Annotated in this window: 13 protein-coding genes; 12 read left to right on the top strand and 1 reads right to left on the bottom strand. The window is 46.8% G+C overall.

Annotated elements, in window-relative coordinates; genetic code table 11:
- Positions 1-45: 45 nt before the first annotated feature.
- The 11 genes from pcnB to panC all read left to right on the top strand — a co-directional run bounded on the left by pcnB (position 46) and on the right by panC (position 11167).
- Positions 46-1443, top strand: coding sequence for a polynucleotide adenylyltransferase PcnB (gene pcnB, locus PS053_RS18875; protein ID WP_205570410.1), 1398 nt, complete (start codon positions 46-48; stop codon positions 1441-1443).
- Positions 1440-1919 carry a 2-amino-4-hydroxy-6-hydroxymethyldihydropteridine diphosphokinase gene (gene folK, locus PS053_RS18870; protein ID WP_000215156.1) on the top strand — a complete coding sequence of 160 codons (480 nt, stop codon included), beginning with the start codon at positions 1440-1442 and terminating at the stop codon, positions 1917-1919. Before pcnB ends, folK begins: the two co-directional genes overlap by 4 nt.
- A gap of 489 nt (positions 1920-2408) precedes the next feature.
- Positions 2409-3002 (top strand): fimbrial protein, encoded by a 594-nt coding sequence (locus tag PS053_RS18865; RefSeq protein ID WP_256878680.1) that lies wholly within the window; start codon positions 2409-2411, stop codon positions 3000-3002.
- Between the two features lie 86 nt (positions 3003-3088).
- Positions 3089-3814 carry a fimbrial chaperone gene (locus PS053_RS18860; protein ID WP_025237631.1) on the top strand — a complete coding sequence of 242 codons (726 nt, stop codon included), beginning with the start codon at positions 3089-3091 and terminating at the stop codon, positions 3812-3814.
- Positions 3815-3854: 40 nt separating this feature from the next.
- Entirely contained in the window at positions 3855-6455 is a 2601-nt protein-coding gene (locus tag PS053_RS18855; RefSeq protein ID WP_256878681.1) for an outer membrane usher protein, read from the top strand.
- Positions 6456-6468: 13 nt separating this feature from the next.
- The gene (locus PS053_RS18850) at positions 6469-7020 is read left to right on the top strand and encodes a fimbrial protein (RefSeq protein WP_025237633.1); all 552 of its coding nucleotides are present in this window, start codon (positions 6469-6471) and stop codon (positions 7018-7020) included.
- Positions 7021-7034: 14 nt separating this feature from the next.
- Positions 7035-7640 carry a fimbrial protein gene (locus PS053_RS18845; protein ID WP_025237634.1) on the top strand — a complete coding sequence of 202 codons (606 nt, stop codon included), beginning with the start codon at positions 7035-7037 and terminating at the stop codon, positions 7638-7640.
- Between the two features lie 20 nt (positions 7641-7660).
- Positions 7661-8251 (top strand): fimbrial-like protein, encoded by a 591-nt coding sequence (locus PS053_RS18840; protein WP_000882558.1) that lies wholly within the window; start codon positions 7661-7663, stop codon positions 8249-8251.
- 11 nt (positions 8252-8262) lie between these two features.
- Positions 8263-9375, top strand: a complete 1113-nt coding sequence (locus PS053_RS18835; RefSeq protein WP_256878682.1) for a fimbrial protein — start codon at positions 8263-8265, stop codon at positions 9373-9375.
- 134 nt (positions 9376-9509) lie between these two features.
- A complete protein-coding gene (gene panB, locus PS053_RS18830; RefSeq protein WP_000805478.1) occupies positions 9510-10304 on the top strand; it encodes a 3-methyl-2-oxobutanoate hydroxymethyltransferase in 795 nt (264 codons plus the stop codon).
- Positions 10305-10315: 11 nt separating this feature from the next.
- On the top strand, positions 10316-11167 hold the full coding sequence (gene panC, locus PS053_RS18825; RefSeq protein WP_000905402.1) for a pantoate--beta-alanine ligase: 852 nt from the start codon (positions 10316-10318) through the stop codon (positions 11165-11167).
- 220 nt (positions 11168-11387) lie between these two features.
- On the opposite strand, the gene PS053_RS18820 is transcribed toward panC, so the two are convergent.
- The gene (locus tag PS053_RS18820; RefSeq protein WP_000339898.1) at positions 11388-12308 is read right to left on the bottom strand and encodes an Rpn family recombination-promoting nuclease/putative transposase; all 921 of its coding nucleotides are present in this window, start codon (positions 12306-12308) and stop codon (positions 11388-11390) included.
- A 273-nt stretch (positions 12309-12581) separates the two neighbouring features.
- On the opposite strand from PS053_RS18820, the gene panD reads away from it, so the two are divergent.
- Complete coding sequence (gene panD / locus PS053_RS18815; RefSeq protein WP_000621509.1) at positions 12582-12962, top strand: aspartate 1-decarboxylase; 381 nt, start codon at positions 12582-12584, stop codon at positions 12960-12962.
- Position 12963: the final 1 nt, after the last annotated feature.

Genomic DNA, 12963 nt, shown 5'->3' with positions numbered 1-12963 from the left:
CTATTTTTTTGTCCTGAATGATGTTTGACACTACCGAGGTGTACTATTTTTACCCGAGTCGCTAATTTTTGCCGCAAGGTGCTAAGCCGCGAGGAGAGCGAGGCTGAACAGGCAGTCGCCCGTCCACAGGTGACGGTGATCCCGCGTGAGCAGCATGCTATTTCCCGCAAAGATATCAGTGAAAACGCCCTGAAGGTAATGTACAGGCTCAATAAAGCGGGATACGAAGCCTGGCTGGTTGGCGGCGGCGTACGCGACCTGTTACTTGGCAAAAAGCCGAAAGATTTTGACGTGACCACTAACGCCACGCCAGAGCAGGTACGCAAACTGTTCCGTAACTGTCGTCTGGTAGGTCGCCGTTTCCGTCTCGCCCACGTGATGTTTGGCCCGGAAATTATCGAAGTTGCCACTTTCCGCGGACATCACGAAGGCAACGTCAGCGATCGCACCACCTCCCAGCGCGGGCAAAATGGTATGTTGCTGCGCGACAACATTTTCGGTTCCATCGAAGAAGACGCCCAGCGCCGCGATTTCACTATCAACAGCCTGTATTACAGCGTGGCGGATTTTACCGTTCGCGATTACGTTGGCGGCATGAAGGATCTGAAAGACGGCGTTATCCGTCTGATTGGTAACCCGGAAACGCGCTACCGTGAAGATCCGGTACGGATGCTGCGCGCGGTACGTTTTGCCGCCAAGCTGCACATGCGCATTAGCCCGGAAACCGCAGAGCCGATCCCACGCCTGGCTACCCTGCTGAACGATATTCCTCCAGCGCGTCTGTTTGAAGAGTCACTCAAACTGTTGCAAGCGGGTTATGGTTACGAAACCTATAAACTGCTGTGTGAATATCATCTGTTCCAGCCACTGTTCCCGACCATTACCCGTTACTTTACGGAAAATGGCGACAGTCCAATGGAGCGAATCATTGAGCAGGTCCTGAAAAACACCGATACGCGTATTCATAATGATATGCGCGTTAATCCGGCGTTCCTGTTTGCCGCCATGTTCTGGTATCCACTGCTGGAAACGGCACAGAAAATCGCCCAGGAAAGCGGCCTGACTTATCATGACGCTTTCGCGCTGGCGATGAACGATGTGCTGGACGAAGCCTGCCGTTCGCTGGCGATACCGAAACGTCTGACTACGCTAACCCGCGATATCTGGCAGCTGCAATTGCGTATGTCCCGCCGTCAGGGTAAACGCGCCTGGAAATTACTGGAACATCCGAAGTTCCGCGCGGCTTACGATCTACTGGCACTGCGTGCTGAAGTGGAGCGTAACGCTGAATTACAACGCCTGGCGAAATGGTGGGGTGAGTTCCAGGTCTCCGCGCCGCCAGACCAGAAAGGGATGCTCAACGAGCTGGATGAAGAACCGTCACCACGTCGTCGTACTCGTCGTCCGCGCAGACGCGCGCCACGTCGCGAGGGCACCGCATGACGGTGGCTTATATTGCCATTGGCAGCAATCTGGCCTCTCCGCTGGAGCAGGTCAATGCTGCCGTAAAAGCATTAGCTGATATTCCCGAAAGTCGCATTCTCGCCGTCTCTTCGTTTTACCGCACCCCCCCTCTGGGTCCGCAGGATCAACCCGATTATCTGAACGCAGCCGTAGCGCTGGAAACCACTCTCGCACCAGAAGAGTTACTTAACCATACACAGCGTATTGAGCTACAGCAGGGACGTGTGCGCAAAGCCGAACGCTGGGGGCCGCGTACGCTCGATCTCGACATTATGCTGTTTGGTGATGCAGTGATAGATACCGAACGCCTGACTGTTCCGCATTACGATATGAAGAATCGCGGTTTTATGCTGTGGCCGCTGTTTGAGATTGCGCCTGAGCTGGTGTTTCCTGACGGTGATTCTTTACAGAAGATACTTATTGAGTCAGATGCTTCCAGACCTGAACTTTGGTAAAGCGCGGTATAACAGAACAATCTAATCATACTCCACGTTGCTTATGATGCTGATACAACGTGTCCATATATACAAATCTCAAGTGATATCTTCGGGATAAATAAGATTCTCGTCTCAATCAGACTCAATAACTAAAACGTCTCTTCAAGAAACTTATCTTTGTTTTAACATTTCTTGCATCTGACACCGTCAATTCCATTAACAGCCACAAAAAAGTTATTTGTTATAATAACTTAAAAATCAAACCATTCCACGTTATATATTCTTAATTCGCCTTTTAAAAAATATAAATTGACACAACAAATAATAATCACAACATATGAATTATCTATTTTTTTCGCCATATTTAAATCATAAAACCAAAAACCAATAAAATTAATTCATATATTCACACCAACAATAATCGCCCCCCCTCTTACATTACATCAATACTTTCAGTAATGTTCCTCCGCCGAATTAATACTTCAATTTTTTGTAAGGATACGTTTCATGAAAAAAACACTGCTCGCAGCCGTCCTGGTTTTGTCTTCCGGTTCAGCCCTGGCTGTTGATGGCGGCCATATCGATTTTAACGGTATGGTACAGTCCGGCACCTGTAAAGTCGGTGTAGTTGATACAGGTATGCACGGCATCAGCACTGATGGCGTAGTTACTCTGGATACTGCGAACGTAACGGATAACTTTGCTGAAGTAAGCGCAACAGCTGTCGGCTTATTGCCGAAAGAGTTCATGATTGCTGTTGATTGTGTACCAGGTAAGACCACCGCGGCTTTGACCATGGGTTCAGCTAGCTATGCGAACACCAGCGGTACTCTGAATAACAATACAAACATCACTATTAACGATATTCAGCCGGCTAAGAACGTGAATATTGCTGTTCATAATATGAAAAATAACTCTGGCGCTGCTGAAATTAAACAAATCCATATGAACAATTCTTCTGAAGTCCAGGAATTAACATTGGATGCAGATGGTAACGGTCAGTATGTGTTTAACGCCTCTTATGTTAAAGCACCAAACAGCCCGGCGGTTACTGAAGGTCATGTAACAACTAACGCACTGTACACTATTACTTATCCTTAATTAATGGTGAGTTGAGTATAAGGTTTGCCATCGGGCAAACCTTATTTTCACTAATTTTATTTTCCCACTAACAGCAAGGAGTGCTTATGTTTCCCTTGGTAAAAAAAACGATTAGTGCATTATTTATTAGTACTCTGTTAACCAGTGCTCCGGCATTCGCTGACATTATTATTTCCGGGACTCGTATCATCTATAACTCTGATAAAAAAGATGTCAACGTTCGTCTTGAAAATAAAGGGAACCGTCCTTTACTGATTCAGAACTGGTTGGATACTGGCGATGACAATGCCGATCCCAGCCAGATTAAAGTCCCGTTTACCGCTACGCCACCTGTTTCACGCGTTGAGCCAAAACGTGGGCAAACCGTAAAAGTGATGTTTACCGGTGCAACAGATCTCCCTAAAGACCGGGAAAGCGTCTACTGGTTTAACGTGCTGGAAGTGCCCCCCAAGCCAAAAGATGCTCAGACCGACAAAAACTTATTACAACTGGCTTTCCGCACCCGCATCAAACTCTTTTATCGCCCGAGCGGCTTACAGGGCGAACCTGCTGAAGCGCCAGCGAAAATCACCTGGAAATTAAATAACGCGCAATTGCTGGCGAATAATCCAACGCCTTATTACGTATCGTTTAATGACATCACTCTGGAAAGCGCCGGCAAGAACTACAAAGTCGATTCCAGTATGGTCGCTCCTTTCAGCCAGGCAAGCTTTAGTGTAACCGGTCAGCCAGGAAGCGTTTCATCAGGAAAAGTGAACTACAAAGCGATTAACGACTTTGGCGGCAACATCGACGGTTCCGCAACATTCTAAAAATAAACGGATTTTCTTTAACATTGCCAGGAATGCAACCTTGTACCAGTTTACTCATCAAAAAAGTCGTATACCGAAAAAAACGCTACTTGCGGCCTGTTGTGCCCTCTTTTATAGCAACTGCGGTGCAGCAGCAGATACTGTGGAATATGACAGCTCCTTTTTAATGGGATCTGGCGCATCAACTATTGATGTTAAACGTTACGCTCAAGGTAACCCGACACCACCGGGCCTCTATAATGCTCGCGTATTTGTAAACGGCCAACCCATATCCAGTTTAGAAATTCCGTTTGTGGATATTGGTGAAAACAGCGCGGCGGCCTGTATTACCCACAAAAATCTGGCACAGTTACACATTAAGCAACCAGAACACCCTGTCACCTTGCTTGCAAGAGAAGGTGATGAGGAAGATTGTTTGAACCTGGAGAAATCATTCGCTCAGGCTGACATTCGCTTTGATGGAAGCGACCAGTTTCTCAATCTAACAATTCCTCAGGCCTATGTCCTGAAGAACTATGGCGGTTATGTCGATCCCTCGTTGTGGGAGTCGGGGATTAACGCAGCCACGCTGTCATATTCACTGAATGCCTATCACACAAGTTCAGATGACAACGACAATGACAGTGTCTATGGTGCTTTAAACTCGGGTATCAATTTAGGTGCCTGGCACTTTCGTGCACGCGGTAACTATAACTGGACGAAAGAGAGTGGCAGTCATTTCGATTTCCAGGATCGTTACTTACAACGAGACATTCCGGCAATGCGTTCACAGGTAATCATGGGGGACTCCTATACTACCGGTGAAACATTTGACTCTGTCAACGTTCGTGGTATTCGCCTGTACAGTGATAGCCGGATGCTGCCTTCCGCACTGGCCAGTTACGCCCCAACCATACGTGGAGTAGCAAACTCCAACGCCAAAGTCACGGTGACTCAGAGCGGGTATAAAATCTATGAAACCACCGTTCCACCCGGTGAGTTTGTTATAGACGATGTCAGCCCATCAGGTTTTGGTAGTGAGCTAATTGTAACTATCGAAGAAGCTGATGGTTCAAAACGCACGTTTACTCAACCCTTCTCCTCCGTTGTACAAATGCAACGCCCTGGAGTGGGCCGTTGGGACTTCAGTGCCGGTAAAGTCATTGATGATGGTCTGCGTTCCGAACCCAACATGGGGCAAGCCTCTTTTTACTATGGCTTGAACAACTTTTTCACGGGTTATACCGGCATTCAGTTCACTGATAATGACTATATCGCCGGATTGCTGGGTCTTGGTATTAACACTGGCATCGGTGCCTTTGCCGTTGACGTTACCCATTCCCGTACTCAAATCCCGGATGATAAAACCTATCAGGGGCAAAGTTATCGCGTCACCTGGAACAAGCTCTTTGAAGATACCGGAACGTCATTTAACCTCGCAGCTTACCGCTACTCCACCCAGGATTATCTGGGTCTACATGATGCGTTAGTTCTGATTGATGACGCCAAACATTTGTCTGCCGATGAAGAAAAAAACACCATGCAGACATACTCGCGTATGAAGAACCAGTTTACCGTCAGTATTAACCAGCCGCTGAATATCGCTTATGAGGACTATGGTTCGTTATTTATTTCCGGTAGCTGGACGGATTATTGGGCCGCAAACGATAGCAGAACAGAATATAACATTGGCTACAGTAAAAGTGTTTCGTGGGGTAGCTTCAGCGTCAACCTACAGCGTAGCTGGAATGAAAATGGCGATAAAGATGACGCAATGTATATCAGCGTTAGCGTTCCTATTGAAAATATTTTCGGTGGTAAACGTAAGTCTTCCGGTTTCCGTAATGTAAATACTCAGCTCAATACCGATTTTGATGGCTCACATCAGTTAAATATTAATAGTTCAGGTAGTAGCGAAAGTAATCTCGTGAATTACAGCGTCAATACCGGTTATAGTCTGGATAAAAACACCAGTGATATAGCCTCCGTAGGTGGCTATATCAATTATGAATCTGGATTAGGCGGCCTTTCCGCTTCGGCCTCTGCCACTTCCGATAATAGTCAACAGTATTCTATTTCAACTGATGGCGGCTTTATATTACATGGCGGTGGACTGACGTTCACTAACAACAGTTTCAGCAATAACGATACGTTGGTATTAATTAAAGCTCCAGGAGCGAAAGGTGCGCGACTCAATAACAGTAATAATGAAATCGATCGCTGGGGATATGCAGTGACATCCTCTGTCAGTCCATACCGTGAAAACAGGGTTGGTCTGAACATTGAAACAATGGAAAACGATGTAGAACTCAAAAGTACCAGTGCTACCACCGTACCTCGTAGCGGCTCCATTGTTCTAACCCGTTTTGAAACGGATCAGGGACGCTCAGCCGTGTTGAATATTACTGCCAATAATGGCAAAGCGATTCCATTTGCCGCAGAGGTTTACCAGAATGAAATAATGATAGGCAGTATGGGACAAGGTGGCCAGGCATTTGTACGTGGTATTAACGATAATGGGGAATTAACAGTTAGCTGGTTTGAAAACAATCAAACCACGCACTGCAAATTACATTATCAGCTCCCTGTCCAGCCACAAACATTGGGAAATACAAATACCTTATTACTTAACGATCTTATCTGTCAGGTAGCAAATCATTAATATGGAAAATTCTATGAAAAGGATAATAATAACATCCGCATTAATCGGCCTGGTTTTTCCCATGGTTAGTACTGCAACAAATCTTGATGTCGATTTTACAGCCACCGTATTAGCCACCACCTGTACGATAGCCATTGAACAAGATGGCGGCCCTGTAGTGACCAATGGTGGGAACGATGAATATAGCCTGATAATTCCTGATGTTGGACTTGATAAAGTTGTTACGGGTGCCCCCTCCGCTGAAGCCAACTTTAAATTAGTCGCCACCGGTTGTAGTAATGAACTCTCAAAAATTTATACAAGGCTAACAGGAACAACTATTTCAGGTAAGTTGATTGTTAATGAAGCAAACGCTGGCGCTGCCGGTATTGGCATGGGAATTAAGCGTAGAGGTACAGCTGATTCAACCTTCTTCTCTCCCAATAATACCGACAGATTTGAATGGAGCAACGATGAGAAGTCTCACGGTGTGCCACTGACCGTCGCACTACGTGAAACAACGGTGGGATCGGGACGCACCGGTACATTTCAGGCTAAAGCCACCTTTAACTTCACCTATGAATAGCAGGGACAGCCACCATGAAATTAAAAGCCATAGCTACACTAATTGCGATTGTTGCAGTGGGCACAAACTTTCGTATCAATTTCACTTATGCAGGTACACCTTCAACCTCTTTAACCGTTAACAGTAACCTTACCATGGGCACCTGCACTGCTAAGATACTCAATTCCAGCGATACTGAGATTAATATCGTTGCCTTTAACGATGTTTATATTTCTGAGCTGGCAGCTAAAAGCAAAGTACAAAAATTTAAAATTCGCTTTAGCAATTGTTCCGGTCTTCCACAAAATAGTGCCCAGGTAGTATTAGCTCCCAGAGGGATAAACTGCGCGGGTTCTAACTCCAATTCTTCTGGTTTCGCCAACAAACTCTCCGGTACAGGAGCCGCTGGCAGAACCGCAGTGGAAGTATGGACAACCGATACGCCAGAAGGGAATGGCAGTGCACAGTTCAATTGTTATCTCAGAAACGTGATGACAGTCAATCTTCCAACAGACACCACGACACAGCCATTTGACTACAAGTTAAGTGCACGGATGACTGTTGCTGAAGGCAGAACAACTGCTGATGTCACGCCGGGTGAGTTTCTCTCTCCCACAACTTTTACGATAACTTACCAATAAGTGCAGATAAGGATATTAGAATGCTATGCAGGCATCATAAATTCATACGCCTTTTGGGTCTGGCAACCGTCTTTATTACACCTTTCAGCAATGCCGGTCAGGATATCGATCTTACCGCACAGATTGTGGCTAGCACCTGTCAGGTTGAAATCAGTAACAATGGCGTGGTGGATCTCGGTACTGTGACGCTGGACTATTTTGCTGACAATGTTACACCGACGACAGATTATAGCGGCGGCAAAACATTTAACGTGAATATTGTCTCTTGCGATAATATTCAGACTACGCAATCGCAAATAAAATTAGATTTTCAGCCGCAGTCGGGTTCACTCGCGCAAGTGAATAATCAAATCTTCAGCAATGAATATGAACAACAATCTACCGGAGCTAAAAACGTCGGTATTGTGATATTTTCGACACAATCCAATGAACAAACATTTAATGTGAGGAAAACTGACGGAAGTTCGCAAGCTATCTATTCGGTAGCCTCGGGTAATCTTATTCCTTCAATCTGGACATTCTATTCCCGAATGCAGCGAGTTAATAATGCCCTTCCTCCCGAATCGGGCATGGTGAGAAGCCAGGTTATTGTTAACGTCTCTTACGAATAATAAGGATAGTTATGCAAAAGAAAAACAACAGACTGTTAATTAACTTATGCAGTATAATACTGTTATTTTTTATATCGTCACGGTATACGTTAGCTAATGAATGTTACATAGAGCGTAATGCTTCAGGGCCATATGAAATGACGATAACCCCAACTCCCTTCAATATACAAACACAAATGGTTACGACACCATCAGAAATAGCCTTTGCGGTCTGGGATGTCCATATTGACCTTCGGGGCGATAAGATTGGATGTAAATCCTTAGGCAGTGGCACAAGTTCGGTACATTTTATTAATACTGCGGAAGCCAATCTTTTATCAACATATACTACAAGTAATGGCTATGGACTACTAAAAACAACCGTTCCTGGTATTGTTTACTCAGTAGAATTAGTATGTATCAGTTGTGGGGCTGCGGATGAACTTGATTTGCATCTTCCCGGACAAAGTAACGGAGATAGCCATACAGATAACGCCAGCACCAGGTGGGCTTATGAATACAGTGACAATAGCTGGTATTTACGATTCCGTTTCTTCTGGACTCCTGAGTTCAAACCTCAAAATGGAGTTTCTGAAGGATTTGCAATACCAGGGAAAATAGCCTCCTGGTATATAGGTAATAGCAACCAACCCTGGATAGATTTTTTCGTTACAGCAAACTCCGTGCATTTTTACGTTGACGAACCAACCTGTGCAATGATTGCCCTGGCACAGGATGGAGGAAATGTCAGCGGCAACGAAATCAAGTTAGGCAATAATTATATTTCTGAAGTAAACAGCGGTAATACAGCGGTGGTTCCTTTTTCCATTCGAGCTGAATACTGTTACGCCAGCAAGATTACGGCTAAGTTAAAGGCTGCAAATGCTGCAAGTGATGCTAATCTTGTTGGTAAAACTTCCGGCTCCGCCTCAGGTGTGGCCGTAAAAGTCCATTCAACTTATAATGATAGTAAGGTGTTATTAAAACCTGATGGTGTCGCTGCAATAGATTATAACTTCCCGGTCTGGTTGAATAACCTGCTTTATTTCCCCTTTACAGCACAACTCGTACCAGATGGCAGTGGAACGGTCATCAGTACGGGAACGTTTTCAGGTAATGCAACCTTCTCCTTTACCTATGAATAAATAAACGTTACTCCCTTCTCAACGCACCAGCGTTCTGCTCTGGTGCGAACTTTTCTTCACACTAAAAACCATTGCCCACCTGATTTCGACTGCTAGAATGCAATCAGATCTGACTTTAGCCATCAGGATACGTTATGAAACCTACCACTATTGCTTCATTGCAGAAATATAAGCAGGAAAAAAAACGTTTCGCTACCATTACCGCCTACGACTACAGCTTCGCGAAACTCTTTGCTGATGAAGGACTTAACGTCATGCTGGTCGGCGACTCGCTGGGCATGACCGTGCAAGGACATGATTCCACCCTTCCCGTTACCGTTGAAGATATCGCTTATCACACCGCCGCCGTGCGTCGCGGCGCCCCAAACTGCCTGCTACTGGCTGACCTGCCGTTTATGGCTTACGCCACACCGGAACAGGCGTTTGAAAATGCTGCAACGGTAATGCGTGCCGGTGCGAATATGGTCAAAATTGAAGGCGGCGCATGGCTGGTAGAGACCGTGCAAATGCTTACCGAACGCGCTGTACCAGTGTGCGGTCACTTAGGGTTAACGCCGCAGTCAGTGAATATTTTCGGTGGTTATAAAGTCCAGGGGCGCGGCGATGAGGCTGGCGATCAACTGCTTAGCGATGCATTAGCCTTAGAAGCGGCAGGCGCGCAATTGTTGGTGCTGGAATGTGTCCCGGTTGAACTGGCAAAACGTATTACCGAAGCGCTGGCGATTCCGGTTATCGGCATTGGCGCAGGTAACGTTACCGATGGGCAGATCCTCGTGATGCACGATGCGTTCGGCATTACCGGCGGTCACATTCCTAAATTCGCCAAAAATTTCCTCGCTGAAACGGGCGACATCCGCGCTGCTGTGCGGCAGTATATGGCTGAAGTCGAGTCCGGCATTTATCCGGGCGAAGAACACAGTTTCCATTAAGGAGTCACGTTGTGTTAATTATCGAAACCCTGCCGCTGCTGCGTCAGCAAATTCGTCGCCTGCGTATGGAAGGCAAGCGCGTGGCGCTGGTGCCGACAATGGGCAACCTGCACGATGGTCATATGAAACTGGTCGATGAAGCCAAAACGCGGGCCGATGTGGTGGTGGTCAGCATTTTCGTTAACCCGATGCAGTTCGATCGCCCGGAAGATCTGGCGCGTTATCCACGCACGTTGCAGGAAGACTGTGAGAAGCTGAACAAGCGCAAAGTCGATCTGGTTTTCGCACCATCCGTAAAAGATATCTATCCGAATGGTACTGAAACCCACACCTATGTCGATGTTCCTGGACTTTCAACCATGCTGGAAGGCGCCAGCCGTCCAGGGCATTTTCGCGGTGTTTCAACCATCGTCAGCAAGTTGTTCAACCTGGTCCAGCCAGACATCGCCTGCTTCGGAGAAAAGGATTTTCAACAACTGGCGCTGATCCGCAAAATGGTTGCCGATATGGGTTTTGATATTGAGATTGTCGGCGTGCCGATTATGCGGGCAAAAGACGGTCTGGCGCTCAGTTCCCGCAATGGTTATCTGACCGCAGAACAACGTAAAATTGCACCGGGTCTGTACAAAGTTTTAAGTTCGATTGCCGACAAATTGCAGGCTGGAGAACGGGATCTCGATGAGATTATTACCATTGCGGGGCAAGAGCTCAATGAAAAAGGCTTCCGCGCCGATGATATTCAGATTCGCGATGCCGACACGCTGCTGGAAGTCTCTGAAAACAGCAAACGGGTAGTGATTCTGGTCGCCGCCTGGCTTGGCGATGCTCGCCTGATCGACAACAAAATCGTCGAACTGGCGTAATACTTATACTCTAAATAATTCAAGTTGCAGGAAGGCGGCAAGCGAGTGAATCCCCAGGAGCTTACATAAGTAAGTGACTGGAGTGAGCGAACGCAGGCGCAGCACATGCAACTTGAAGTATGACGAGTATAACTGGCGCTACGGCTGATGGCGCCAATTATTGATTTGCCCCACATCATGGCAATAGCATCTGTAAGCGATTATTCATATCGCAGACAACTTAGTTAATCAGCTTATCAATCTCGGCAAGAGATAAATTTGTCACCTCTGCAACGTCTTCCCGAGACATCCCTTTACTCAGAAAACGCAGGGCGAATTCCTGACTTACCTCTTGTCGTGCCTCCTGTCTCCCTTCCTGTCTTCCCAGCTGAATCCCCTTTTCAATCCCTTTCTCTTCAAACCATTGCGCCAACGTCATCATAGACTCCCCTCCTGATTCCCTGTCTCTCACCACACCGTAAAACAAATCCGCTTGTTCAGTATGACCGCGTTGCAGCATATAGTTTTGCATAGCAACTAACTGACTTCCGCTAGTGTACCCTTCGTCAATCAGTGTGACCAGTTGCTCCAGCAATAACATTAAGTCGCGTTGGCGAATATGTTTTTGCAGCAGTTCGAGAATCGCAATCCGCCGATGTTGCATGATTTCGTCATCCGGCGTGATGGTAATATCCACCAGCGGGAAAGGATTGTTATAGACATGCCGCGCCAGCTCCGGCGAGTAAAACATATCAAACCAGCACATAGAGAGTGGATAAGGCGTGGCCTCGCCCTGATAAAACAGAATCGGCACCACCAGCGGCAGCTTATCGTGGTCAGCCTCCAGATGTCGGTGCATGGCAGCAATGGAATAGCGCATCATGCGAAAAGCCATTTTTTTATCCGGTTTGCTTTGATGCTCAATCACAACATGCAGATAGCCGGGATTCCCCTGCATTTGCACGGAATAGAGCACGTCCGTGCTATGTCCTTTCAGGCTCTCTTCGATAAAACTCCCCGACTCAAGATGCAGCGTATCGAGGTCGCACAGTTCGCGTAATTCCGCTGGCAAATGGATATCCAGGAAGTCGCGAGCCGTCTCCGCATGCATTAAAAATTGTTTAAACACCGCATCATGCGGTGTGGTACTCGGTGCATCCATCTTCCCTGCCTTCCGTGTTGTCTTGCGTAAAGGCAGTATCCAGTCAATGATCGCCGCCGTCAGCCTTCGCTTTGTTGTTTACCGAGCAGCGTTCAGAGAAATTTCAATTAGTTACAAACATTGCATGGCACGTTTCGACGCAGTACGCAAACTGCTGATGCAAATGACGTCAGATGAGTAGACACCCATCAAAAATCGGGCAATACTGCGTGAGAATTTCCTCAAAGCAGGCACCGTCTGCTTCGTTAACGACAGGGTAGAAAGGTAGAAGTTATGATTCGCACGATGCTGCAGGGCAAACTCCACCGCGTAAAAGTGACTCATGCGGACCTGCACTATGAAGGTTCTTGCGCCATTGACCAGGATTTTCTTGACGCAGCCGGTATTCTCGAAAACGAAGCTATTGATATCTGGAATGTTACCAACGGCAAGCGCTTCTCCACCTATGCCATCGCAGCAGAACGCGGTTCGAGAATTATTTCTGTCAACGGCGCGGCGGCTCACTGCGCCAGCGTCGGCGATATTGTCATTATCGCCAGCTTCGTCACCATGCCAGATGAAGAAGCTCGCGCCTGGCGACCAAAAGTCGCCTACTTTGAAGGTGATAACGAAATGAAACGTACCGCGAAAGCGATTCCGGTTCAGGTTGCCTGAT

The organism is Escherichia albertii (assembly GCF_028622335.1).
In the GTDB taxonomy this organism is placed as follows: domain Bacteria; phylum Pseudomonadota; class Gammaproteobacteria; order Enterobacterales; family Enterobacteriaceae; genus Escherichia; species Escherichia albertii.
The sequence above is the reverse complement of the archived record's forward strand: the minus strand, read 5'-3'. Positions and strand labels throughout refer to the sequence as shown.

What these genes read in the sequence shown, in the direction of transcription:
- PS053_RS18850 (WP_025237633.1), top strand. Translation starts at nt 6,469, where the DNA reads ATGAAAAGGATAATAATAACATCCGCATTAATCGGCCTGGTTTTTCCC.
- PS053_RS18820 (WP_000339898.1), bottom strand. Translation starts at nt 12,308, where the DNA reads ATGGATGCACCGAGTACCACACCGCATGATGCGGTGTTTAAACAATTT.
- PS053_RS18845 (WP_025237634.1), top strand. Translation starts at nt 7,035, where the DNA reads ATGAAATTAAAAGCCATAGCTACACTAATTGCGATTGTTGCAGTGGGC.
- panD (WP_000621509.1), top strand. Translation starts at nt 12,582, where the DNA reads ATGATTCGCACGATGCTGCAGGGCAAACTCCACCGCGTAAAAGTGACT.
- panB (WP_000805478.1), top strand. Translation starts at nt 9,510, where the DNA reads ATGAAACCTACCACTATTGCTTCATTGCAGAAATATAAGCAGGAAAAA.
- PS053_RS18860 (WP_025237631.1), top strand. Translation starts at nt 3,089, where the DNA reads ATGTTTCCCTTGGTAAAAAAAACGATTAGTGCATTATTTATTAGTACT.
- PS053_RS18835 (WP_256878682.1), top strand. Translation starts at nt 8,263, where the DNA reads ATGCAAAAGAAAAACAACAGACTGTTAATTAACTTATGCAGTATAATA.
- PS053_RS18865 (WP_256878680.1), top strand. Translation starts at nt 2,409, where the DNA reads ATGAAAAAAACACTGCTCGCAGCCGTCCTGGTTTTGTCTTCCGGTTCA.
- PS053_RS18840 (WP_000882558.1), top strand. Translation starts at nt 7,661, where the DNA reads ATGCTATGCAGGCATCATAAATTCATACGCCTTTTGGGTCTGGCAACC.
- folK (WP_000215156.1), top strand. Translation starts at nt 1,440, where the DNA reads ATGACGGTGGCTTATATTGCCATTGGCAGCAATCTGGCCTCTCCGCTG.